At 66.3% G+C, this 22,835-nt stretch carries 21 protein-coding genes, 5 pseudogenes and 1 riboswitch; of the genes and pseudogenes, 10 read left to right on the top strand and 16 right to left on the bottom strand.

Features of this window, described 5'->3' with window-relative positions; translation table 11 throughout:
* Positions 1-46: 46 nt before the first annotated feature.
* On the bottom strand, positions 47-1,006 hold the full coding sequence (locus tag NMQ03_RS02425) for a sigma-70 family RNA polymerase sigma factor (RefSeq protein WP_255174229.1): 960 nt from the start codon (positions 1,004-1,006) through the stop codon (positions 47-49).
* Positions 1,007-1,152: 146 nt separating this feature from the next.
* Between NMQ03_RS02425 and NMQ03_RS02420 the strand changes: the two are divergent.
* A pseudogene (locus tag NMQ03_RS02420) lies at positions 1,153-2,193 on the top strand (NAD-dependent epimerase/dehydratase family protein).
* A 62-nt stretch (positions 2,194-2,255) separates the two neighbouring features.
* Here NMQ03_RS02420 and ccmD read toward each other — a convergent pair.
* Positions 2,256-2,993, bottom strand: a complete 738-nt coding sequence (gene ccmD, locus NMQ03_RS02415) for a heme exporter protein CcmD (RefSeq protein ID WP_255174228.1) — start codon at positions 2,991-2,993, stop codon at positions 2,256-2,258.
* 185 nt (positions 2,994-3,178) lie between these two features.
* Here ccmD and NMQ03_RS02410 point away from each other — a divergent pair, with 185 nt between their 5' ends.
* The 5 genes and pseudogenes from NMQ03_RS02410 to NMQ03_RS02390 all read left to right on the top strand — a co-directional run bounded on the left by NMQ03_RS02410 (position 3,179) and on the right by NMQ03_RS02390 (position 7,212).
* Positions 3,179-4,147 carry a hypothetical protein gene (locus NMQ03_RS02410; RefSeq protein WP_255174227.1) on the top strand — a complete coding sequence of 323 codons (969 nt, stop codon included), beginning with the start codon at positions 3,179-3,181 and terminating at the stop codon, positions 4,145-4,147.
* A pseudogene (locus NMQ03_RS02405) lies at positions 4,147-4,577 on the top strand (phage holin family protein). The gene NMQ03_RS02410 and the pseudogene NMQ03_RS02405 overlap by 1 nt, the downstream one beginning before the upstream one ends.
* Positions 4,574-5,235: pseudogene (locus NMQ03_RS02400) on the top strand (DUF3618 domain-containing protein). Before NMQ03_RS02405 ends, NMQ03_RS02400 begins: the two co-directional pseudogenes overlap by 4 nt.
* Before the next feature lie 104 nt (positions 5,236-5,339).
* Entirely contained in the window at positions 5,340-6,569 is a 1,230-nt protein-coding gene (locus NMQ03_RS02395; protein WP_255174226.1) for a YihY/virulence factor BrkB family protein, read from the top strand.
* A 385-nt stretch (positions 6,570-6,954) separates the two neighbouring features.
* Entirely contained in the window at positions 6,955-7,212 is a 258-nt protein-coding gene (locus tag NMQ03_RS02390) for a hypothetical protein (RefSeq protein WP_255174225.1), read from the top strand.
* A gap of 163 nt (positions 7,213-7,375) precedes the next feature.
* Here the strand turns inward: NMQ03_RS02390 and NMQ03_RS02385 are convergent, their stop codons facing one another.
* The 5 genes and pseudogenes from NMQ03_RS02385 to NMQ03_RS02365 form a co-directional block, all read right to left on the bottom strand.
* Positions 7,376-8,173 carry a glycosyltransferase family 2 protein gene (locus tag NMQ03_RS02385; protein WP_369693193.1) on the bottom strand — a complete coding sequence of 266 codons (798 nt, stop codon included), beginning with the start codon at positions 8,171-8,173 and terminating at the stop codon, positions 7,376-7,378.
* Positions 8,170-9,539 (bottom strand): annotated as a pseudogene (locus tag NMQ03_RS02380) (PIG-L family deacetylase). The gene NMQ03_RS02385 and the pseudogene NMQ03_RS02380 overlap by 4 nt, the downstream one beginning before the upstream one ends.
* Positions 9,533-10,663 (bottom strand): hypothetical protein, encoded by a 1,131-nt coding sequence (locus NMQ03_RS02375; RefSeq protein WP_255174224.1) that lies wholly within the window; start codon positions 10,661-10,663, stop codon positions 9,533-9,535. Before NMQ03_RS02375 ends, NMQ03_RS02380 begins: the two are co-directional and overlap by 7 nt.
* A 9-nt stretch (positions 10,664-10,672) precedes the next feature.
* Positions 10,673-11,365, bottom strand: a complete 693-nt coding sequence (locus NMQ03_RS02370; RefSeq protein ID WP_159630318.1) for an O-methyltransferase — start codon at positions 11,363-11,365, stop codon at positions 10,673-10,675.
* A gap of 61 nt (positions 11,366-11,426) precedes the next feature.
* Positions 11,427-11,750, bottom strand: a complete 324-nt coding sequence (locus NMQ03_RS02365) for a thiamine-binding protein (protein WP_159630320.1) — start codon at positions 11,748-11,750, stop codon at positions 11,427-11,429.
* Positions 11,751-11,873: 123 nt separating this feature from the next.
* Between NMQ03_RS02365 and NMQ03_RS02360 the strand changes: the two are divergent.
* Positions 11,874-12,524 (top strand): annotated as a pseudogene (locus tag NMQ03_RS02360) (TetR/AcrR family transcriptional regulator).
* 210 nt (positions 12,525-12,734) lie between these two features.
* Positions 12,735-12,959 (top strand): hypothetical protein, encoded by a 225-nt coding sequence (locus tag NMQ03_RS02355; protein ID WP_255174223.1) that lies wholly within the window; start codon positions 12,735-12,737, stop codon positions 12,957-12,959.
* Between the two features lie 125 nt (positions 12,960-13,084).
* Here NMQ03_RS02355 and NMQ03_RS02350 read toward each other — a convergent pair whose 3' ends face one another.
* The 6 genes from NMQ03_RS02350 to NMQ03_RS02325 all read right to left on the bottom strand — a co-directional run bounded on the left by NMQ03_RS02350 (position 13,085) and on the right by NMQ03_RS02325 (position 18,076).
* Positions 13,085-13,492: a hypothetical protein gene (locus NMQ03_RS02350; protein WP_255174222.1), complete on the bottom strand. Its 408-nt coding sequence runs from the start codon at positions 13,490-13,492 to the stop codon at positions 13,085-13,087.
* Positions 13,493-13,947: 455 nt separating this feature from the next.
* Complete coding sequence (locus tag NMQ03_RS02345) at positions 13,948-14,259, bottom strand: AzlD domain-containing protein (RefSeq protein ID WP_255174221.1); 312 nt, start codon at positions 14,257-14,259, stop codon at positions 13,948-13,950.
* Positions 14,256-15,041: an AzlC family ABC transporter permease gene (locus NMQ03_RS02340; protein ID WP_255174220.1), complete on the bottom strand. Its 786-nt coding sequence runs from the start codon at positions 15,039-15,041 to the stop codon at positions 14,256-14,258. The genes NMQ03_RS02345 and NMQ03_RS02340 overlap by 4 nt, the downstream gene beginning before the upstream one ends.
* On the bottom strand, positions 15,038-15,562 hold the full coding sequence (locus NMQ03_RS02335) for a hypothetical protein (RefSeq protein ID WP_255175516.1): 525 nt from the start codon (positions 15,560-15,562) through the stop codon (positions 15,038-15,040). Before NMQ03_RS02335 ends, NMQ03_RS02340 begins: the two co-directional genes overlap by 4 nt.
* Before the next feature lie 191 nt (positions 15,563-15,753).
* Positions 15,754-17,169: a CoA transferase gene (locus NMQ03_RS02330; protein WP_255174219.1), complete on the bottom strand. Its 1,416-nt coding sequence runs from the start codon at positions 17,167-17,169 to the stop codon at positions 15,754-15,756.
* Positions 17,170-17,176: 7 nt separating this feature from the next.
* Complete coding sequence (locus tag NMQ03_RS02325; protein ID WP_255174218.1) at positions 17,177-18,076, bottom strand: glycerophosphodiester phosphodiesterase family protein; 900 nt, start codon at positions 18,074-18,076, stop codon at positions 17,177-17,179.
* Between the two features lie 49 nt (positions 18,077-18,125).
* Between NMQ03_RS02325 and NMQ03_RS02320 the strand changes: the two genes are divergently transcribed.
* Positions 18,126-19,487 carry a DUF445 domain-containing protein gene (locus NMQ03_RS02320; protein ID WP_255174217.1) on the top strand — a complete coding sequence of 454 codons (1,362 nt, stop codon included), beginning with the start codon at positions 18,126-18,128 and terminating at the stop codon, positions 19,485-19,487.
* A 375-nt stretch (positions 19,488-19,862) separates the two neighbouring features.
* Positions 19,863-20,015, top strand: a complete 153-nt coding sequence (locus NMQ03_RS02315; protein ID WP_255174216.1) for a hypothetical protein — start codon at positions 19,863-19,865, stop codon at positions 20,013-20,015.
* A 65-nt stretch (positions 20,016-20,080) separates the two neighbouring features.
* Here NMQ03_RS02315 and NMQ03_RS02310 read toward each other — a convergent pair whose 3' ends face one another.
* The 3 genes from NMQ03_RS02310 to NMQ03_RS02300 form a co-directional block, all read right to left on the bottom strand.
* Entirely contained in the window at positions 20,081-20,830 is a 750-nt protein-coding gene (locus NMQ03_RS02310; RefSeq protein ID WP_255174215.1) for a LamB/YcsF family protein, read from the bottom strand.
* Positions 20,814-21,617 (bottom strand): hypothetical protein, encoded by an 804-nt coding sequence (locus tag NMQ03_RS02305; RefSeq protein ID WP_255174214.1) that lies wholly within the window; start codon positions 21,615-21,617, stop codon positions 20,814-20,816. Before NMQ03_RS02305 ends, NMQ03_RS02310 begins: the two co-directional genes overlap by 17 nt.
* A 123-nt stretch (positions 21,618-21,740) precedes the next feature.
* A complete protein-coding gene (locus tag NMQ03_RS02300; protein ID WP_255174213.1) occupies positions 21,741-22,577 on the bottom strand; it encodes a methylenetetrahydrofolate reductase in 837 nt (278 codons plus the stop codon).
* A gap of 152 nt (positions 22,578-22,729) precedes the next feature.
* Positions 22,730-22,829, bottom strand: a riboswitch (glycine riboswitch).
* Positions 22,830-22,835: the final 6 nt, after the last annotated feature.

Genomic DNA, 22,835 nt, shown 5'->3' with positions numbered 1-22,835 from the left:
TGAACAGGCAAGATATGGGTCGATGCGGTGCCGGGCAGCAGGACTGCTACCTGGTCCCGGTACCGCCGTGGCGCCGGTCCATCCGAGCGCCGCCAGTGCCGGGATGCCCAGCCCTTCCGGTCCGGTGGAACGGTGCGACGGGGCCGGCCGCGTGGCCTGGCCGCACAGCGCGTCCTGGCGTTCCGTTGTCGGCTTCTCCCTCCGGGCTCCCGAACTGCGCGCTTTCCTCCAGCCTGCGCTGCAGCTCCACCAGCACTTTGGCCAGGCGGCGGGAGACCTGCATCTGGGACATTCCCAACCGCTTTCCCAACTGCACCTGGGTTTCCTCGCAGAAGTAGCGCCGGTACAGAAGCTCGCGGTCGGAATCATCCAGGTCCTGCATTGCCTCCCGGAGGCAGGCAAGTTCTTCAAGCCGTTCCAGGGGAGTGTCCGGGCACGCCAGCACCTCGCCAATGGAAGGTGCATCCGAGTTTGGGTTCACGGCGTCGAGGGAATCCGGGTGCATGCTGCTGGACGCCGAGATGGCTTCCTGAACCTCTGCCGGGTCACTGCCGAGCTCGACGGCCAGTTCCTCAACGCTGGGGTTGCGGCCCAGCGATTGGGTCAACTCCGGTTCCGCCCGGAACAGGCGGGTCCTCAGGTCCTGGATATGGCGCGGCGGACGGACAACCCACGTCCGGTCCCGAAGGTACCTCTTGAGTTCGCCGGTGATGGTGGGCGCGGCGTAGGCGGGGAAACTCTCCCCTTTGGCCTGGTCGAAACCACGCGCTGCCTTCACAAGCCCCAAATAGGCCACCTGGTTCAGGTCAGCCCTCTCCCTGCCACGGGCTTCAAAGCGCGCAGCGAGAGCTTCTGCGAGGTCCAGGTACCTTAGGACCAGGTCGTTTTCGAACGTCTCCCGAAGCCGCCCTGAGGCGGCGGGAGGGGTTTGCGGGGATACGGATACCGGCTGTGGATGGTGGACGGGCGCAGCGTCCACGGCTAGTGCGGCAAAGGATTCGGGCATGAGTGTGGTTTCCCTCGGTCTGGTTCCGAAAGCCTGCGGCAAGACTTAGAAGTAGGAAATCATAAGCTTGCTTATAAAACAATCCTTCTCCGCTATAAGCTCGGAATGTAAACGGCAACCGGACCAACCCGCCAAGGAGTCTCGTCATGCGCATTGCCATCACCGGAGCCAGCGGAAATGCGGGAACAGCGCTGCTGCGCAATCTGCAGGGCCAGCTCAAGAGAAAGCCCGGAAGCCTGGAGCTGGTGGGAATCAGCCGCAGGCTTCCCGATACGTCCCGGGAACCCTACGCCGGCATGCAGTGGCACACCCTGGATGTGGGCCTGGAGCGGGACAAGCCACTGCTGAAAGAGGCGCTCGCCGGGGTTGACGCAGTGGTCCACCTGGCGTGGCAGATCCAGCCGAACCGCGATCTGGACCTGCTGCACCGGACCAACGTCACGGGAACAGGGAACGTCCTGGAGGCCGCCGCCCAAGCGGGAGTCAAACAGGTTGTTTGCGCCTCTTCAGTGGGCGCCTACAGCAAGTCCGGCAAGGACCAGCGCAGGGACGAGTCATGGTAAGCAGAAGGAATGGCCGGTTCGCACTACAGCCGGCACAAGGCCGAGCAGGAAAAGCTCCTGGACGGCTTCATGGCCGAAAACCCGGGCATCGCCGTCGCGCGTCTGCGGCCGGCGCTCATCTTCCAAAAACAAGCAGGGGCTGAAATCGGCAGGTACTTCGTGGGCCGCGTCCTGTCCCGGCTGGTACCGCCCCAACCATGGCTGCCGATACTGCCGGCCCCGGACAACCTGGTCTTCCAGGCAGTCCATGCGGACGATGTCGCGGAGGCCTATTGGCGGGTGGTGGACCAGCGTGCCAGTGGAGCCTTCAACATCGCCGCCGAGCCGGTCCTCACGCCGCAGGAACTGGGACGCATCCTCGGTGCCAGGAGAATCCTCCCCATCCCCATGCGACTGCTCCACGCAGTCGTGGACCTGACATGGCGCGCGCGGGTGCAGCCCACCGATTCGGGATGGGTAGAGATGGCAACCGGCGCCCCCATCATGGACACCAGCCGCGCGGAACGCATTTTGGCTTGGGAACCCAAAGTGTCATCGATCGATGCCGTCAAGGAAGTGCTTGCCGGCATGGGAACGGGGGAAGGAGCCAGTCCTTCCCCCGTCCTGAAGCCGCGCCGCCCCTAGGGGAAGCGCTGGACGCCGCCGCCAGAAGGGGCGGCGTCCGGCATTTTCAGATGCCCGTGCGTTCAGATTCCGGTTCGCGGCTCGTCATCGCCGCGCCCGTCCCGCACGCCATGCCCGGCGGCAGTATCGCTGGCGCCGGCCTGGCGCCTCCGCCCTGCCTCAGGGATTCCGGTTTCGGAATTGGCGGCAGGAGCGTCATGGGGCCCGGCAAGGCCGCTGCCGGCGTCAGGAGTGTCGTAGTGGCCGCCGTGGCCGGTGTCCGCGTGTCCACCGCCGGCATACCCTGCATCCCTGCCCATGCCCGCGCCCATATCCCGGGCTGGACCTGCGTGGGCCGGGCCCCTTCCATCACGGCTGACCTCGCCGTCCTGAATGCGCTGGGCGTCGTACCCGTCGCGGCGCTCGTCCCGGGCATCGTGCACTACGGGGCGTTCCTGCCGCCTGCCATCGGTTCCCACGTCGGGATCGAGCTCGTCCGCCTTCCGCGCGCGGCTGGCAACGTCGCCCCGCAGGGACTGGGCTTCCTGGCTGCGCTTTTCTGCTTCCTGGCGCAGCCGCGCAGCGTCAACCTGTGCCTGCTCGGCGTCGGCTCGCGCCCGGATGGCCTTGGCCTCCCGCTCGCGGGCATCAATTTCCATATTCTCGGCTTCACGCCGGATCTCGGCGGCCTTCTCCCGGTGCTCCTGGTCCCGCTTCTCCTGCATGGCTTTCCGGCGCCTTCCTCCGGCCAGGAGCAGCAGCACGATCAGTACCACCACAACAACGGCAACTACCACCCATACCCATGGAGCTGTATCCACGTTTCCCACCACTTTCCACTTCGTTGTGACCGGGCAGGCCCTCGCCATTCCGGCTGACATTTTTGGAACGGTTATAACTCGCTTAGCAAGGGTACTTACCTTTCATTAGTAATCATGCTTATCATTTTACGGCCAGTATTGCTGGTTCTTGATCAACAACCGGCCTTCTTGGAAAGAGAGCGAAGATGACAGAGAACCAATGGCCCGAGGATCCCGCCTACACGGCTCCGCTTACCAATACAGGAATCCCTGGCGAGCGGGAGCCCGCCACCTTCCCGTCAACCGCCGCTCCCCTTGGCGGCGCCAGCCAGGCTGGTGACACCTATGGCACGTCCCGCAAGGATGCAGCCAAGGAAGAAGCAGCCGATGTTGCCCGTACCGCAGCGGGGTCGGCGCAGAATGTGGCCCAGACGGCGAAGGAAGAAGCCGCGAACGTGGCGCATGAGGCGAAGGCCAATGCGCAGGACCTGCTGCACCAGGCAAAGTCCGGCCTCACCAGCCAGGCAGGCACCCAGCAGCAGAAGGCCGCGGAAGGCATCCGCAACATCTCCACCCAGCTGCACAGCATGGCCAGCGCCCCGGACCAGCAGGGCATGGCCGGCGACCTGGTCCGCCAGGCGGCAGAGCGCACTTCCTCGATGGCCACCTGGCTGGAAAACCGGGAGCCGGGTGACCTCCTGAACGAGGTCCAGCGGTTCGCCCGCAACCGGCCCGGAACCTTCCTGCTCCTCGCCGCCGGCGCCGGCGTCCTCGCCGGACGCCTCACCCGCGGCCTCACCGCAGGTCCTCCCGAAACATCCACTGCCGGCACCGGTGCAGCGGGCCTGTCCGGCCAGTACTCCGGCGCCGCCTACGGCGACCAGTACAACCAGTCATACCCCGTTGCGGGCGGGACGGTTCCGCCCCCGCCGGTCCAGCTGCCCGCCCCGGCCACCACAACGGCCGGATACGACGGCGGCGCACCGGGCAGCAGCTATCCGGAGGCGGCAGGTCCGGCCAGCGGCCTGGACAGCCCTCAGCTCGTGGAAGAGCCCTGGTCAGGAAACCAACTCTCGGACGACCCGCTCCGTGACCGCGCCCTCGCCGACGATCCCACGGCAAACGACCCCCTCACCCAGGACCGCACCCGGGGCGGCCAGACGGGTGGGCTGTGATGAGTAGTCAGATTCCGGAGCCGCCGCCCAGCGCGGCGCATGTGAAAGCGGACAACGCCTCACTCGGTGACCTGCTCGGGGACGTAACCCGTGACCTGTCCACCCTGATGCGCCAGGAAGTGGAACTGGCCAAAGCCGAACTCAAACAATCCACCTCCCGCGCAGGCAAAGGCGCCAAGATGCTCGCGGCGCCGGGATCGGCGGACACTTCGTCCTGCTCTTCCTCTCCCTGGCCCTGATGTGGGCCCTGGGCGCCATCATGCCCCTGGGCTGGTCCGCGCTGATCGTCGCCGTGATCTGGGCCATCATCGCCGCCGTCCTGGCCTCCATCGGCCGCAAGGAACTCAAGCAGATCAAGGGCCTGCCCCAAACCGGGGAAACCCTCTCAGAAATTCCCCCAACCCTAAAACCACGTGAGGTAAACCGATGAGCGACAACCCTGACGTCATCCGCGCAGACATAGAAGCCACCCGGGCACGCCTGGGCACCAACGTGGACGCCGTGGCCGACAAAGTCACCCCGTCCAACATCGTCCACCGCCAAACAGACAAGGTCCGCGACGCCGTGACCGGGGTGAAGGAGAAAATCATGGGAGCAGCAGACACCGCCACCACCAAAGTCCACGACACCACCGCCACCGGCGCCGGGCACACCACCAACGCCATGAACACCGCGGCGACAGCCTGCACCAGGCCTCGGACACCGTCTCCGCGAAACTCTCCGACGCCGGCCAGGCCGTCTCCCACGCCCCGGACCAGGTCAAAGCCAAAACCGCCGGCAACCCCCTGGCCGCCGGGCTCATCGCGTTCGGCGCCGGCATGCTGATCTCCTCCCTGATCCCGGCCAGCGACAAAGAACGCGAAGCCGCGGACCAACTCAAAACCGCAGCCCAGCCCCTGGCAACCCAGGTCACCGAAGCCGCCAAGACCATGGCCCAGGACCTCAAGGAACCCGCCCAGGAAGCCATGGAAAACGTCAAGGCCACCGCCACCGACGCCGCCCAAAACGTCAAAACCGAAGGCCAATACGCAGCCTCCGACGTCAAAGACCGCGCCACAGACGCCAAAGACAACATCCAAAACACCTGATCAGCCCACAGCGGCACCGTAAGGCAACAGTTTGATCGGCAGGCCGGCACCGCCATCCGCGGGCCGGCCTGTCCGCTTGGCCCCCTGATTGAGAGGACTTCCCCATGGCCACTCACGACGATTCCGAGACCAGCACCGCCAAGGCGGGGCAGGCTCCGGATCCAAACGATTCAAGGAAACCTGCCAGCCCGAGGGACCTGGATAAACCTTCCTGGAAATACATCACCAAAAAGACGCTCCGGGAGTTCACCAAGGACCAGTGCCCCGATCTGGCAGCGGCCCTGACGTATTACGCCGTTCTCTCGCTGTTCCCGGCACTGCTGGCACTGGTTTCGCTCCTTGGCCTCTTTGGGGATCCGCAGAAGACCACCAACGCCTTGCTGGAAATCGTGCGCGGCTTCGCCCCGGCGGAGACGGTCAACACCATCAGCGGTCCGGTGTCGGAACTGACCAGCGCCCCGGCGGCCGGGTTCACCCTGGTGATCGGCATTGTCACCGCGCTGTGGTCGGCGTCCGGATATGTCGGAGCCTTCGGGCGGGCCATGAACCGCATTTACGAAGTGGACGAGGGGCGCGCGTTCGTAAAACTCCGCGGCACCATGCTTGGCGTCACGCTCCTGGCCGTGGTCATCGTGGCGCTGCTGGCCGGCATGCTGGTCCTCAGCGGCCCGGTTTCGGAGGCAGTGGGCGGGCTGATCGGCCTCAGCGGGCCCTTCCTCATGGTCTGGAACATTGCCAAGTGGCCGGTCATGATCGCGCTGATCATCGCCATCATTGCCGTGCTGTACTACGCCACCCCCAACGTCAAGCAGCCCAAATTCCGGTGGATGAGCATGGGGTCCGGCATTGCCCTGTTTGTCTTCCTGATCGCTTCACTGGGCTTCGGCTTCTACGTCGGCAACTTCGGCAACTACAACAAGACCTACGGTGCACTGGGCAGTGTGATCATCATGCTGCTGTGGCTGTGGATCCTGAACATGTCCCTTCTTTTCGGCGCTGAGTTCGACGCTGAGGTGGAGCGCGGCCGCGAACTCCAGGCCGGTATCAAGGCAGAGGAAACCATCCAGCTGCCGCCGAGGGACACCAAGAAAAGCGAGAAGCTGCAGAAGCAGATCGAAGAGGACATCAAGCACGGCCGTGAACTGCGGGAGCAGTATGCCTCGGAGAACGGGCAGCACGATTCCGGCGATAACCCCGACGGGCAGCCTGCGGGGAATGAACAGAACGAACTCCGGCCAGGCGAGCGGCACCGCGACAGGGTCCGCGAGAAGGTGCAGCACCGGGCCGGCAACGGGGAGCCCGACGACGGCGGCTTACCAGGCGGGAGCGCTTAGGCAGGCAGGTGCAGCCGCTGCACAGGGGGACTAGGCAGGACCTTTGAGATGGAGGAAAATTCATCTTGAAGGTCCTGTTTGGTTTTCCCGGGATGAAGTGAAACCCGGGGTTACACGGGGTCGGCGGTGAGATGGCCTCTTCTGAGACCGAGGCCAGTCCCCCCAGTCGCCGTCGGCCCCCTCAAACCCGCCCGGCACCATTCCACCGCTGTTCGACGCGGAACTGTACAGGGTGTGACCAGCCGGGGCGCAACCTGGCCGGGTCCAACTGGACAAGCACAGAGAACTACAATAATTTCTTGATTACCTCGCCGGGATCCCCTGGAAACCGGGCAAGGCCGCTGAAGCAGACGGCGGAATCAGTGTCGACCCTTAATGAGCGGACATGCCTGCTACCCATTTTGAACAGTTTCTTGCCGAAGCAGTTGTCGCGGACAGGGAGCCCGGGCTGGGCCTCCGGCGCGACGAGCTATACGGCCTTTACACAAGCTGGTGCCTCCTGCACAAGGCAGAACTCCAGCAGCCGGAAGCTCTTTGGGAGGCCCTGCACGATGCCGGAATCAACCCGGACAGCAACAACCTCTCCATGACCGGACCAGCTGCGGCGGACTACATCGTTGCCAGCGCTCCGGACCTGGTCTGACACGAAGCGGAAGCGCCGGCTGAAGCCTGCGGCCGGGAAGGTCAGCAACGCAGTCACAGGAGATTAAGTCCCGGAACGAAGGGCTGTTGCCGTACGGCAGCAGCCCTTTTCCATGCCCCGGCAGCTCTTGGGTCAGGTGCCGCTGCTGTGACTCCGCCCGGCCCTATGGCTGCGCCAGGGCCAGGAGATACGCGGCGAACCCGTGCGGCGCCCGTCCCGCCGTCCGTCCTGATGTGAGGACCCTCGTGGTGTCGGTGGCAACGATGCCCGCGCCGCTGTCTCGAAGCCTGTGGACCAGCGCCTGGTCTTCATCGAAATCGACGCCGGGGAAACCACCTGCAGCGAGGTAGGAAGAGGCACGGACTCCAAGGTTGGCACCGTACACATGGGAGTGGTCCTCGGTGCCGGCGTGCCGCGCATGCCAGCGGGCCAACAGCTCGTGGTGCATGCCATGGGGGTCCGGCTGCACGGTGCCAAGGACAACATCGAAGCCGAGTGCAGCCAGTTCCAGTTGCCGCACCAGCCAGTGTGGCGGCACGCAGGAATCGGCATCTGTGTTGGCCAGCCAGATTCCCCGCAGGGAATGGGCCGCCGCTGCCCGGCCAGCCTGCGTACGCGTGGTTGAGTTCTCCAGCGCGGCCCTGACGCCGGCCCGCCGGCTTTTTCCCACGCTCCCGAAGCTGACGGGAAGGAGCAGGTACCGCGGATCCCCGGCAGCTGCCCGCGCGGCCACCGCTGGGGACCGGTCCGTGCAGCCGTCCAGGACAACCACCACCTGCACGGCAACCTCCGGCAGTTCCGCTTCGACCCGGTCTGCCGCGCAACTGACCGCAGTGAGCGCCCGTTCCAGGTGCTGCTCCTCGTTGTGGGCCGGAATGACGACCGCAACGTGCTGGATGCTGTTGGCGCTTTGGACGGATGGCGGCCTTGAAGCATCGTCCCCCGGACCGGCCGGCATCATTCCGTCGCCCCGCCCGGAACGACCAGGACTTCCAGCAGGAAGTCGCGTTCCTGGTAAAGCCCGGCCGTCCGCCATCCCAGTCTTTGCCGGGCCAGCGTGTGGACGGTGTCCCCGTCGAGCTCCCAGCCGGTGATGGGATGCCGCCAGTGGCACAGGAGAAGGGTTCCGCCCGGTTCCAGGGTGGCCTCCACGCGGTCCCACAGCTGGGCCAGCTCTTCAGGGGCAAGGTAGTAACCCACTTCGGAAACCACTACCAGGTCGAATGTTCCTACGGGCCAGGATCCGGGCAGGACCCGCTGCTCCACCTGCACCCCGGGTATGCCTTCCAGCCGTTGGTAAGCCCTGCGCACTGCGGTCCCGCTGGCGTCCACCGCCAGCAGGGTGCGGCAACGCGTTGCCAGTTCCGCCGTCAGCGTCCCGATGGAACAGCCCACTTCCAGGCCGCGCTCATACGATTCAGCCGGCAGGGCTGCAAGGCTGAGCGCGCGTTTGCGCCGCTCGTACCAGCTTGTGCCGTAGTTCCAGGGATCCTCCGAACCGCCATGGACGCCGTCGAAGACCAGTTCGGCGTCACTGCTGGAATGCGGCCGTCCGGACGAAGTGGGGGCGGGCGTCCAGGCGAAAACCTCGTAGCCACGCGAGAAGTGCTCCAGGAATGCCCCGCTGAGCAACGTTTCATCACCGGGAAGAGGCGACAGCGGCTGCACCTGGGTTGCGTGCTCCTCCATGGCGTGCTTCTTGGCCTTGCGCGCGGCGTCGTCCAGATGGAAGCGGACCCATTGCTGCCAGTCCTGGTCCTGGGGGGTGGCCCAGTGCCAGAACCAGATGGGGTACTCCAGGAGGGCGTGGCCGTCGCGCCGGGCCACTTCTGCCGCTGCCGCACCAAGGGCATCATGGTCACCGTGACCGTCGGCCCGGTACGGCGCCACCAGGACCAGCCGGTCCGGGGGCCAGCCGCTGTGCAGCGTCCCGGACAGCAGTGGCGATCGCTTCCGCATGGCCGCCCAGTCCACGGTCCGGCAATCCGAGGAACGTCCACCGGTCCGCCAGGCCCAGGGCGGCCAGGGCCGCGGAAAACTCGGCCAGCCGGACGGCGGCCAGCTGCCCGGCAGTAGTGGTGGGCGAATCCGGGTGCGACCCCTCCCCGCGGTGCACAGCAGGACTTCGACCTCGGCTCCCAGCGCCGCCAGCGAAGCCATGAGCCCCCGGCGCCAAGAGTTTCATCGTCAGGATGGGCCGCCAGGACCACGAAGCGCATGGCCGCCAGTTCGGCCGCGTCGAGCGGCAGCTCCGGCACAGCAGCCAGTCCGCTCCGGGCCCAGGCTTCCTCGGCGGTCCCCTGGTCAGTATGCGAAAAGGTCACCACGGGCAGTCCCCCTTGAGCGCCAGCCGGCCCAGTTGGGCATCATCACGTGCGCCATGATGCTGCCGGACATACAGCGCCAGGTCCGCCATCCTTTTGGCATACGGTTCATCAAAGGCGAGTGGCTCGGGCCCCCGGTGGGAACCCACCAGGTGAAGGACACGTTCGACGGCGGCCGCAACGGTTCCGCGCACGCGCTGGGCCTCGCTCCAGGTGCTTTGGTTCCCGTCGGCACCGAGGGTGCCGTCGTCGATGCGGGCTGCCGTCCGGGCAAGGTACTGCAGGACGGCGGCGATGGTCCGGTCCACCTCGCCCAATGCCGCTAGCGCCAGCTGGTCCGGCTCCCGCCCGTTATCCGCACCCGCCAGCAGGCCGGCACGGAAATCCCGTGCCACCCCCACTGCTCCACCCAGCCAGCAGGCGGCGACGCCCATCCCGCCCCATGCAAAGCCGGGCCGGCTGTGGTACCAGCCGGTATCGCCCACCGGCGTCGCCGGCACGTGGTCGAAGCGCACGCTTCCGCTGGGGATCTCCCGGAGCCCGCGCGCAATCCACTCCGGTTCCTCACATGCCACGCCCGGGTGGCGAAGGCTGACGGCAAAAGCCGCCCTGCCGCCGTCGTCCGTATGCGCGGTGATGACGGCGCAGTCCAGCCGGCCGGCAAGTGAACACCAAGGCTTGGTTCCGGTGAGCACAATGCCGGTACTTCCGGAGCGCGCCTCAAGCCTGGCGTTGGGTGCCTCTGCGGCGAACACGCCCCACGCAGCTTCCGCGGCACCATCCGGCGCAGGATGAAAGGCCGGAAACGCCTGGCCGGCCTGGGCGAGGATAGCGACGGCGTCGAGGTGGGGCTCAAGCACCCGGGCGGCGGCAACGTCGGTGGCAGCCACGGAGGCCAGGAGCTCCCACAACACCGCGGTGCGTCCTTCACCGGGCCGCGGCCACGTCCGTCCGGCCTCGACCGCGAAGGCCAGCAGGGCCGGCACATCGCCCGCAGCTCCAGCGAACGACCCAAGAAGGGAACCCCACGGAGAGAGCTCAGCGGGGGCGGAACTGAGGAGCACAGGAGTAAGTGGCGCTTGCAAATACGTCCTCCAGGAGAGATGTCCGGCGGGCACCGGACGCATCTCCACAGCTTACTTACTGTTTTGCGGGAGGATGCGCGCCAGGGCGAACCCGTCCCAGCCTTTGGAGCCGACGGTCTGGATTACGGTGGCGTCCAGCCGGGGGTGGTCGCCCAGCAGCTTGAGTGCATCGATGATCCCCGGCGCGTTGACGGGGTCCATATCCGGGTCCAGCACCGCGCCTTCCCAGATGGTGTTGTCCAGGACCACCGCGGCACCGGGCCTGCCAAGCCTGACGGCCCAGTCCAGGTAGCGGCTGTTGTTCTGCTTGTCGGCGTCGATGAAGATGAAGTCGAACGGCTCCCGTTCCTCTTCCTCGAGGGCCGCCAAGGTCTCCAGCGCAGGGCCCAGCCGGATCTCCACCCGTTCCCCCAGGCCGGCCGCATCAATATTGGCCCACGCCACTTCCGCATGCTGGGGCAGGTACTCGCAGGTGACCAGGGTGCCGTTAGGGGGCAGGCCGCGGCCCATCCAGATGGTGCTGTAGCCAGCGAGCGTCCCTATCTCCAGGATTCGCCGGGCACCGGACAGCTGGACCAGGAGCTTCAGGAGCTTCCCCGCGTTCGGCGCCACCTCGATGGCGGGCATCCCGGCCTCCGCCGCGGCGTGGATGGCCTGTTGGACGGCACTGTCCGGATGCACCACGGTTTCCGACAGGAACTCCTCTGTGGCAATCCATTCCGGCCGGGGTTTGTGCTCGAACATTGCCACAGTTTGGCACGCGGCGTGCCGGGGGTCCAGACAATGCGGCCCCCTTGTAAGACGCTTAGGGCTCCTGCACCAGGGCATTCTCCAGGCGGTCAACCTTCGCCGTCAGCTCGCCGCTGTAGCCGGGCCTGATGTCTGCTTTGATCACCAGCGAAACACGGCTGCCGTACCGCCCCACGGCCTCGGTGGCGCGTTTTACGACGTCGAACACTTCGTCCCACTCACCTTCAATGGTGGTGAACATGGAATCCGTCTGGTTGGGCAGCCCGGACTCCCGGACGATCTTCACTGCGGCTGCAACGGCGTCGTGCACCGACGCATCGTTGGGCCTGGAACCTTCGCTGGGAACGCCTGACGGAGCAACAGAAAATGCAAGCAACATGCTCCCCAGTCTCCCATGCGTCTCCGGACACCGGCGGGGGTGACAACAGCGGACCGCCGTCACATAAGCGCCTACCCCGCAGTAACCGTGTTGGCCGGAGGCTCCGTTGCTACCCTTTTGGGCATGAGCCTCGCAGTCGCCCGAAAGCCCCTCCGTGCCGACGCAGCGCGGAACGTGGACAAGATCATCACGGCTGCACGCCAATGCTTCCGGGAGTTCGGCCCGGAAGTACCGCTCCAGACCATCGCAACCACCGCCGGCGTGGGCCCGGCAACCCTCTTCCGCAACTTCGCGGACAAGGAAGAACTGGTGCTTGCCGCGCTCAACCGGCAGCTCCGGCTCACGGTTGACCCCGTCATGGACGGCGCCCTTGCCGATATCGACGCCGCCGCAGGCCTGTTGCGCGTCCTTGAAGCCCTGATGGGGGCCGCGAGCGACGACGCCAACCTGCTGTGTGCGGTGGCCGCGGGAACTCCTCACCGGAATCACCGGTTCCCTGATGGAATCCATGAGCATCCTGCTGGCGCGCGGCCAAGGCCAGGAAGCCTGCGCACTGACATTTCCATGACGGACATGTTCCGGCTGCTGGCCATGCTGATCGGCGTGGTGGACACCATGGAACCCGGTTCTGATGCATGGCGCCGCCCGCTGGCGCTGGTGGAGGACGCCATCCGCACGGTCCGGCCGTCGCGCCCGCTCCCCGTGTTCGTGCCCGTGCCGCCGGCCCCGGGCATCACCACAGTGCCCGGCCAGGCCGGACCGCTGCCGGAGTAAGCCGTGCCGCCGCCGGCTGCCGTAATTCGTTGACGGCTGTTCGATGACGGCAATTTCCTGATGGCAGATGCGTTGTGGGCCAACTCCATTGTTACCAGTAAGTACGTGCAATACACTCTGAATTGGGGTTAGGCAGTCAGCCTCGGCACTTCCACGTTGGAGCTACCCCATGCACTTCGCGCCTGTCCCCCACGCAACGGCCGCACTGCAATGAACCACTCAAAGCTTCTCCACTACCTGACCGATCCCCGCGGGCCGGAGGAAGTCCTGCCTGCACTGACGACCGGCGAGCTGGTCGAACTGCTTGATGCCCTGTACCAGAACCTGGATACCCCTGAACCCGAGTTTGGCGCGCAGGTCTGGTACGAGATGGGCGTGGAGGAAACGTGCCGCAGGTCCGTGTCACCTGACGGCGCTGCCCACGGCGTAGCTTAAACCACCGCCTTGTTCCAGCTCCTGGCTGCCGGTCAACGCCGACCGGCAGCCAGGGGTCCGGCGGCCGAAAGTCTGTGGCGGCCGCCGCAGGCAGGGGGCCAGCCGGCCAGGGACTCCACTGCTGATCAGGGCTTGTCCGCGCCCTTTTCGCCGGTGCGGCTGTCCTGCTCCTGGCCGGGCTGTTCCTGGTCTGGCGTCTCATGACCGGACGGCTCATGGGCCGGGTGCTCATGTCCTTCGTGTCCGTGTCCCACGTAGCCGTGTCCGGGATGTTCATGGAACTCGTTGGGAACGTGGTCCTTCGCTTCCATCAGGTGTTGTTGGAGTTTTTCTTCCGCGTCCCGGCGCCTCCTGGCGGTATCGCGCAGCTCGCGGGTTGACTCCGAACCGCGCGGGTCAAGATAGGCTGCCCGCGACTTTGCGGACTGTTCCCCGGTAAGCACCCCGGTGCCGTGTTCTCCCCTGGCGTCCTTGCCGGTCTCATCGGTGCCGTGGCCGTCCTGCGGCTCAACAGGCCGTGACTCGTCGTCCATCTCGATTCCTCCTTTGGTGGCCGCCTGGGTGTGGGCTGCCTCTCTTCCAGTCCATCACAGATGGCACCCGGAATGGGGAGCCGCTACGAGCTGCCTGTGTCCGCCCGCTTGCAGATCTCCCGGCGCACCAAGGCTTGAAGGGCAGGCACGGACGACGACGGATCCAGGTCGAGTGCCTCCCGAAGTCTTTGGGAGAGAAGTTCCAGGTCCTCTTCCGGGACGTCCGAAAGTCCGGAAAAGCGCTTGAAGAAGCGTTTGGCAGGAAGGCCTGCCCGCCGTCGGGCGTTTTTATGGCGAAGCCTGCCCGCTAAGCCGCCCGCAGGGTGCAGCTGATTTTCCATGGTTGCCGTTCAATAGGAAATTCCATGGCCAACTGCATAAGCCGATCCCATAGTACAACCGGCACACGCCCAATAAAGTGACCTGGATCACCACTTTGACCATCAATTAGGGGATCAGTTCCAGCCCAGGATCCTCAACAGTGCCGCCGTGCCGGCTCCGGCGATCACCACCACAAGGAACGGTGCCCGGAGTACCAGGGCGATCGCGGCGGCGGCCAGCGCTCCCAGCCGGGCGTCTGCGGCGAGCGCCTGGCCCGACACCACCGCGTTCACCACTGTCAGCGAGGCCAGCAGGCCGATAGTCATGGTTCCTGCGACGCGTGAGGTGCGGGGGTCCTCAAGGAATTTGGCGGGAACAAAGTAGCCCACCAGCTTCCATGCGTAGGCAAGGACGCAGGCAATAAGCAGCCAGATCCACAGAGTCATGCGCGTGCCTCCGGGTCCGTGCCGCTTCTGCGGTCCTGGTGCTCGCCGTGGCGGTCCTGGTGCTGGCCGTGGCCGTGCGTGCCGTAGGGCTCGACGTCGGGTTCGAGGCCTTCGTCGCGGCGGCCATGGCTGAACCAGCCCACCAGCGCGGCCACTACCGCGGCTACCAGGATGGGAACGCCGGGAGGCACGAAGGGAACAGCAACTACGGTCGCCACCGCACACACCACCGCGATGGCGATTGGCTCCCGGCCCTTGAGCCGGGGCCAGAGCAGCGCCAGGAAGGCGGCGACGGCAGCCCCGTCCAGCCCCCATTGCTTGGGATCGCCCAGCCCGCTTCCGGCCAGAGCACCCACAGCGGTGAAGAGGTTCCAGAGCACGTAGACGCCAATTCCGGCGGTCCAGAACCCGCGCTGCTGTTCGGCCGGGTCTGTCTGGCCCGTGCTGGTGGCAGTGGATTCGTCGATGGTGAGCTGCGCCCCGACGTACTTGCGCCAGCCCGTGGGGCGGAGCAGCGCGTTCAGCTGCATGCCATAGATGCCATTGCGCATGCCCAGGAGGGTGGCTGCGCTCATGGCCGCGAGGCCGGAGCCGCCGCCTGCCACCACCCCGATGAACGCGAACTGTGAACCGCCGCTGAAGAGGAGCAGGCTCAACACCATGGTCTGCCAGAAGTTGAGCCCGGACGTCACCGCGAGTGCCCCGAAGGACACGCCGTACAGCCCGGTGGCAATACTGATGGAGATACCCACCCTGACTGCCGGCGATGCCAGCAGCTTCACCCCTGGCCTCCGGGCTTACGGGCAGGCAGTGCACGTGTCCGGAGGCTCCAGGCCCACAGGATCAGGGGTGCCTGGAGCGGAAGCCGCACGGCGTGGATCTTCCGGCGGCGGGGTGTGCCCTGTGGTCCGTACGCCCTCACGAGGGCATCGACGTGCCCGGCCAGGAAGGCTGTGAACATCGCCGTGATGGCAGTGGCTGTCAGCTTCCGGGTGGGCGGCAGGAGAATTCCGACGGCGGCTGCGAGCTCCAGCAGGCCACTCACCGCGATCCACTCTTCCCGGGACAGGAGGGCCCACGGATGCTGGGCTGCGGCGCCTGCGCCCGTGCTGCTTAGGGGCGGGCTGCTTTGGATTGGACTGGCCTCGGTTGGCATGCCAGGGGTTGGACTGCCTTGGCTGGTATCGCCTGCGTTCGGGTCAGGCGCCGGATCCTGCCGGCAGAGGTATCCCGGAACGACGTCACGGTAGAAGCCGGGATCCCGGAAATGCTTGCCGGCGCTGGCCAGCAGAAGCGCCCCCATGGCAGCAGCGGACAGGTGCTGCAGGGCCGCACCGGGATTGGATGGGGACAGAGCGGACAGGCCCTTAGCAGCGGGGCCGGACCTGGGAGAAGACATGGAACCACTCAATCACAGCCTAAGCACCGCCCAGAAACCCGGCAGCCGGCAGGACGGCGGGGGCTGCGTAGCTTCACAGCCCGGTGCAGCAAGCATCACGGCCAGGCGGGCGGCGAGCTTCCATACGCTGGTGGCGGGGACTGATAATCCAGCGGCCGCCCTGCGTCGAGCAGCGGCGGCCCAACGTACCGCAACTCCCCGAAACTGCTGTCCACAGACCGGTATTCGGGCGATGGGAGTTCCGCAGGGCTTGCTGTGGTGGTCTGATTTTCGATGCCGGCCTGGTTTTCGATGCCAGCTTTGCCTTCCGTACCGGTCAGGGAAAACAGTTCCTCCGCGGTGCGGGCCAGCGACAGGTGGGCCGCACCGCCCAACCCTGTCCGGCGGCGCGCGGCCAGAAGACGGACTGCAGCCGCAGCCACCCCGTAGCCGGTGGCATGGTCCAGCGCCTGCACCGGAAGGGCACCCGGGCGCCACCCGTCGTCGTCGTCCTCTTGGCCGTAGAGGTGCGCAATTCCACTGGCGGCCTGGACAATGCTGTCGAAGCCGCGCAGCCCGTTCCACGGCCCACTGCCGCCCCAGCTGTCCAACGTGACCACCACCAGTCCCGGGTGTGCTGCCAGCAGTTCCCGCGGGTTGAGCCCGAAGCGGTCCAGGGCGCCGTGCCGGTAGCCGGTCACCACGGCATCTGCGACGGCCAGGAGCTGCTGGAAGTTCTGCCGGTTTGCCGCGTGCCCCAGGTCGAGTACTGCGCTGCGCTTGCCAAAGGCCGTGTCCACGAACTGGTCTTCGATCTCGGGAAAGGCGGGCGGGTCGATCCGCAGGACGTCTGCTCCGAGCGCGGCCAGCAGCCGGGTGGCGACCGGCCCTGCGATGACCCGCGTCAGGTCCAGGACCCGCACCCCGGCCAGGGGCAGGCCGTCGGCACCGTCTCCGACGCCGGTGCCGGACACGGTGCCAGGGCTGGTGCCGGCGTCTGTGGCCGCCCCGACATCCCGCAGTCCGAAGCCACTGGTTGTGCCGTCGGCATGCTCCACAGCGACCCAAGGCCCTGAACCGGCCGCATGGCCCATGGCCGTCGAAAGCCATTCACCGCGTGTCCGGACAGCCGCGGCAATTCCGCCGTGCCGCTGGATGGCAGCCTCAGCCTCGAGCGCGGCCATCGACTGCAGCTCCCTTTCCACGCCTTCCGTGGAGGTGGCACCCAACGCCTGCATGAGCCGCTGCTCGTGGTGCGGGTAGTTTGCGTGCAACCGGATCCAGCCGTCGGCAGTCTTCCGGAATCCGGACAGGGGCGCGAAACCCTGCGGCTTGCGCCCCGCAATCCGCAGGTGCCCGAAGGAATCGAAGGCAGCCGCCGTGAGCACAGGAGTTGTGCTGTACCGGCCAGGCGTCCGCGTGTACAGGTTCAGGGCTTCCGCGGCTGCTTCCACGGACTGCAGCGCCAGGCCTTCGACGTCGAGGGGCCCGGCCCACCACCGGGGCACTGAATACCTGCCGACGGCATCCATGCCAGCTCTACTTGCCCTGCGGCGTGGCCACGTGCAGCTGTTCAAGGACGCGGGCCGGCACGTTGGTGGTGATCTCCTGGATGCCCAGCTCCTGGCAGAAGGCCACGTCCTCCGGCGAGTCCACGGTCCACACCCTGAAGCGGCGGCCGGAGTCCAGCCAGCGCCGGACGGTGCCGGGGCGCTCACGGACGTAATCGATGCCCGGCCCGGCCATCCCCACCTCCCGGTCATCCAGGATCCGTTCGCCCTCCAGCTGGGTGGCCTTCATCAGGTTGGCAATGGCGCCGCCGGTGATTGGCCCTACCCCCAGCCCGCCACGGATCTCGTGGATGGTGAGGTCGTCCACGAGCTGGCAGATGTACTGCGGCGGGATGGTCAGGAGCAAGTGCCGGACCGAATCGGGACTGAAACTCATGAACGTCACGGCGATGTTGTCCACGGTGGAGCTTTGCGGGTCCCAGCCCTCGCTGCGGAGTACTTCCAGGACCCGGTCCTCCAGCTTCAGCTGGTAGGGGCTGGGATGCTTGAGCTCGATGGCGAGTTTCACCGGACGGCCCGCCCCGCGCAGGACGTCCAGCAATTCCGGAAGGGTAAGGAGCTGCTCGGAGCGCGCCCCGTAGGTTTCGGGAATGCGGACGCCTTTCCAGGACGAGAAGTCCAGCTGGCGCAACTCCTCCAGCGTCCGCTCAGCCACCGGGCCCGTTCCGTCCGACGTGCGGTCCAGGTTGGCGTCGTGGAGCAGGACCACGTGCTGGTCCCGGGTCAGGTGGACATCGCACTCCACCCCATCCGCCCCGTCAGCCAGAGCCTGCAGGTAAGCGGCGCGGGTGTGTTCGGCATACGTGCCGCTGGAACCGCGGTGGGCAAAGACCAGCGGCCGCTGCGGCACTGACTCGTCAATTGTCATGGACACACGGTAGCCGACCGGCCCCCGCCTTCGGGGCTAGGCTTGGCACATGCAGGTGAACTCTGAGGCAACTACTGGGCCAACCACGCAGGAAGCGCCCGCGGAGGCAGCGCGGGGGGTGCCGCCGGGCAGCAAGGTGGGTGCCGCCGTCGTAAGCCGCCAGCTTGGTGCCGGCGACGCCGAAAAGGCGGCAGCGCTGCGGAAAATGAAGCTGCTGGCGCTGAGCCTGCTGATCGCCATGGCCGTAATCTTTGTCTTCGCGTTCGCGCTGCAGAAGGACTATCCCTGGCTGCAGTACGTGCGTGCGGCCGCCGAGGGTGGCATGGTGGGCGCGCTGGCCGACTGGTTCGCCGTGACGGCGCTGTTCAAGTACCCCATGGGCATCAAGATCCCGCACACAGCGATCATTCCGCGCCGCAAGGACCAGATTGGCGCCTCCCTCGGTGAGTTCGTGGAGACCAATTTCCTCTCCGAACAGGTGGTCCAGGACAAGCTGGCCAGCGTCAATATCGCCCGCCGCGCCGGCGAATGGCTGGCAACCCCCGGTGGCGCCGACCGTGTGGCCAGGGAAGGGGCTGCGGTGATCCGCGGCGCTTTCAAGGTTTTGAATGACGACGACGTCCAGGCCGTCATCGAGGGCATGGTTCGCAAGCACCTGCTTGCTCCGCCGTGGGGGCCTCCGGTGGGCAGGCTGGCGGAGCGGGTTTTCCACGACGGGCACCACCACACGCTGGTGGACCTGTTGGTGGACCGTGCCGCGGACTGGGTGGATGACAACCACGAGACCGTGACCCGCCTGGTGTCCGACCGCTCCCCCACCTGGGTTCCGCAGTTCGTGGACGGCCTGGTGGGCGACAAGGTCTACCTCGAAATCCTCAAGTTCGTGCGCGCGGTCCAGGCCGACCCCCGCCATCAGGTGCGGCAGTCAATCGACAAGTACCTGAACGACCTTGCGCAGGACCTGCAGCATGATCCGGCGATGATTGCCCGCGCAGAGGACATCAAGGCGCAGGTGCTGGGTGACCCCGAAGTCCGCGAGCTCGCGTCCCGGACCTGGGGCACGGTCAAGAACGCGCTGCTGGGTGCCGTGGACGATCCGGACAGTGAGCTCACCATCAAGTTCAAGGCAGCGGTGCGCGATTTTGGCTCGCGCCTGGTGCAGGATCCGGAACTGGTAAGCAAGGTCAACGCCTGGATCGGCGACGCCGCGGGGTACCTGGTCCGGACCTACCGTTCGGACATCGCCGGAGTCATCACGGACACCGTGGCGCGCTGGGATGCCGAGGAAACCTCGCAGAAGATTGAGCTCCAGGTAGGCAAGGACCTGCAGTTCATCCGCATCAACGGAACTGTGGTGGGGTCCCTCGCCGGGCTGGCGATTTTTACGGTAGCGCAGCTGATTTTTGGGTAAGTCGCTCGGGGCTTTTCGCTGCGGGTAGATTTTTTCGCTGCGCACATTCCTTTTCGCGACAGGTATTAGGGGTGCGGGAAGGGACCTGCGCAGCGGGAATGCGTACGACGGCGGCACGCGCTTTTTAGGGTCAAAGCACCTTTGGCCGCGGGTGGCGTTGACGGCCTGGCGGATTGGGCAGGGGGCGGGCTCAAATGTCAGTGCCCCAAACACCACCGGCTCAAGCACCACAGCCAATGGACACCCCACCCCGCAACCGAAAACAATGCGCCCGGCTGGACCTCACCCACCGGACGCCACTACAACGCCGAACACCAGGACACAGAACCAACCCACTGGCCACCAGGAAGCTGGCCACCACGACTCCAATGGGCCGTGCCCCGTGAATGCCGGTGCCTCGACGCGCACCTCGAAGACCTCCCGCAGTGGGAACCCGACGACGCCAGATACGTGGACCTCAACGACCTGCTTACCAACGATCCACTCTGGGCCGAATTGCACGCCGAGCCATACGCCCTGTCACCGTGAAGCCGGCCTGCCACGCCGTTGGTACGCCAACGGGTATGCCAATCCAGCTTCAAAACGGCTGGGTCCTATGCGAAGGCCTCCAGCTCCACGCCTGCGGCTTCAAGACCTGCCCGAATGTTTGCCGCCGTCTCCACGGCGCGGGGGCTGCCGCCCTGCAGTCGCAGGGAGTCCGGCTGGACGGTGACGATGGACCCGTCGATGGCCACCACTTCGCCTTTCGTGGCCAGGCGAACGGCCCGCTCAACGATAGTGTCGACGTCGTGCAGCGTGGCGTCTTCCCTGGAAAGCGGCACAAGGGTGCCGTCGGCGTAGTAGGCGCGGTCGGCGAAGGCCTCGGTGAATACGGGGTGGCCGGCTTCCTTGGCCTGCTTCAGCAGCTCCGAGCCCGGGAAGCCCAGGATGGGAAGTCCGGGATCGTAGGCGTTCACGGCCGCAACCAGGGCGGCGGCCTGCTCGGCATCATGGATCAGCGTGTCATACAGCGCACCGTGTGGCTTCACGAAGTCCACCGAGGCACCCACGGCATGTGCGACGCCGTCGAGCGCGCCCAGCTGGTACAGCACGTCGCCGAATAGCTCATCAAAACTCATGTCCAGCGAGCGACGGCCAAAACCGGCCATATCGCGGTAGCCAAGGTGCGCACCCACGGTGACGTCAAGTTCGTAAGCCGCCCGGCAGCTGTCCAGCATGGTGACGGGATCGCCTGCGTGGAGGCCGCACGCTACGTTGACGCTGGTGGCCAGCTGAAACATCGCCGGATCGCCTCCCGCGGTCCAGGAGCCGAATGATTGGCCTACATCAGCGTTGAGATCCAAGTGTGTTGCCTTCCAGGGTCAGGTTGTCCGGCCCGGCAGCGGCGGTCAGCTCCCCGGGAATGGTGTCCGGCATGGGTCCGAACGCCTCCCTGGCGTTCTGCGCCACGGCACGGCCCATCACGAGGTTACCGGCTCCGCCCACAACTGCCCCTATGCCGAAGGGGAGGGCCCGGCCGAACAGCGCAGTGCCCTGCCGTTTGAGCAGGTTCTTCAGGAAGGCGTGCTGGATACTCTTCCGGACGCTGCCGAATCCAGGCATCGAGGACTTGGACAGCATGTTTCCCCAGACGTCGGCGGGCTTGGCGCCGCCGGCCGCCTGGCCGCTGAGCGTTCCCAGCAGGGCGGTGCCTTCCTCACCAAGCATGATGGCCATGACCATGGTGCCGGCCTTCTCGGGATTGGTGAGGCGGATGCCGTGGAGCTCTGCCAGCGAGGTCGCGTAGAGGGCCGTCGCCTCCAGGAAGCCGACGGTTGCGGCTGCGGAAAGTCCCAGCGACGCCACGGTTCCAACACCAGGGACGACGGCGGTGGCTCCCACCAGGGCGCCCCCACCGGCCACTGCGCGCAGGTAGTCACGCTCTGCGATGGCGGCCAACTGGGCGGCGGTGGCCCGCGGATGCTTCTTCTGGAGCCGGCGGATGTAGGCCACCACCAGGGGCCGCTGGATCTGCACTGCCTTCAGCAGCATGTTGTGGACACCGGGCTTGGGTTTGCCGTCGGCATCGAACATTGCGTTGTGGGCGGTTTCCTGTGCGATTCGTACTGCGGGATTGCTGCGCCTGGCCATGGTCACCTTCATTCAAATCGACCTGCAGCGGGTAGGCTGCCGTGCTTATCCATCCTATGTGGACAAACACTAAGCATGCTGAACTTTCCGATCCGCGTCACATGCCACCCCGGCCCCGGCCTCCTAGCTGGCGGGACCGGCCAGGTTGTTGAACGTGTAAAGGTGGATACCTTCCACTGCCCCGCCGCGCTGCAGTTCCGCCACGATGGACTCGGGCGAGTAGTGGCCGCCCCGGAGCAGGCGGCGGCCAAGCGGGCCCCTTCGGCTCAGCAGTTTGAGGGATGGGCCCACCCCGATCCTGGTCGCAAGGGAAATCAACTCGGCCCGCGGAACAGCGCCGGGCACCCCAGCCCAGACAGGCAGGCGCACCCCTTCCCGGCGCAGGGTTTGGGCGTACCACTGGATCCGGGGGGCCGAAAAGCACAGTTGCGTCACCACTGACGACGCCAGATGCTGCTTTTCCAGCAGGGCATCGAGCATGTGCAGTTCACTGTGGTCCGGGTGTCCCTCAGGGTAGCCCGCCACCCCGGCCCGGATCCGTCCGCCGGAAACCTCCGCGATATCCTCCAGCAATGGAAGGCTGCTGTCATAGGGACCGGCCGGCTCCCCCGCGTGACCGCCGACGGCGAACACTTCGCTGATGCCGGCGTCGTGGCAGTTCCGGAGCACGCCGGCCAGTTGCTCACGGCTTTCGATGCTTCGTGCGGCCAGGTGCGGGACAACCTCGAAGCCAAGGTAGGCAAGCTCGATGGCCGTCCGGATGGTGGGTCCCACACCCCGGCCGGGCAGGCACGTCACCGTCAGCTGTGTCCCCGCGGGTACGGCGGCCTGGATGCGGGCGGCAATACCCTCCGAGGGAATGACCTGCATCCGGACAGGCAGTACCGCACCGGACTTGCCGCCCTGTCCTTCCGCGGGAATCGATGCTGCGGCTGTTGCCATGAGGGATTGAATCGTCATGAGGAACTCCAGGTTTGGCTTACCACGGGTGGCACGGCATGGATCGGGTCCCTCCCCGCTCTGTATTGGACCTGAGAGATTCCGCAAACCCATCAGGGCCTGCTTGCACCGTCGGTGAGTACTGCCGGAGCAGCACTGCTTTCCAGAGTCGCCTCGCCGTGACGGTACATGGGCCTGAGAGATTCCTGGGGAGGATTTGCTCCTACGGCGCCTGCCCGGTGATGGCCGGGAGAACTCTCCCGCCACAGCTCGAAAGGC

The sequence above is a fragment of the Arthrobacter sp. DNA4 genome (assembly GCF_024362385.1).
GTDB lineage: Bacteria > Actinomycetota > Actinomycetes > Actinomycetales > Micrococcaceae > Arthrobacter.
The sequence above is the reverse complement of the archived record's forward strand: the minus strand, read 5'-3'. Positions and strand labels throughout refer to the sequence as shown.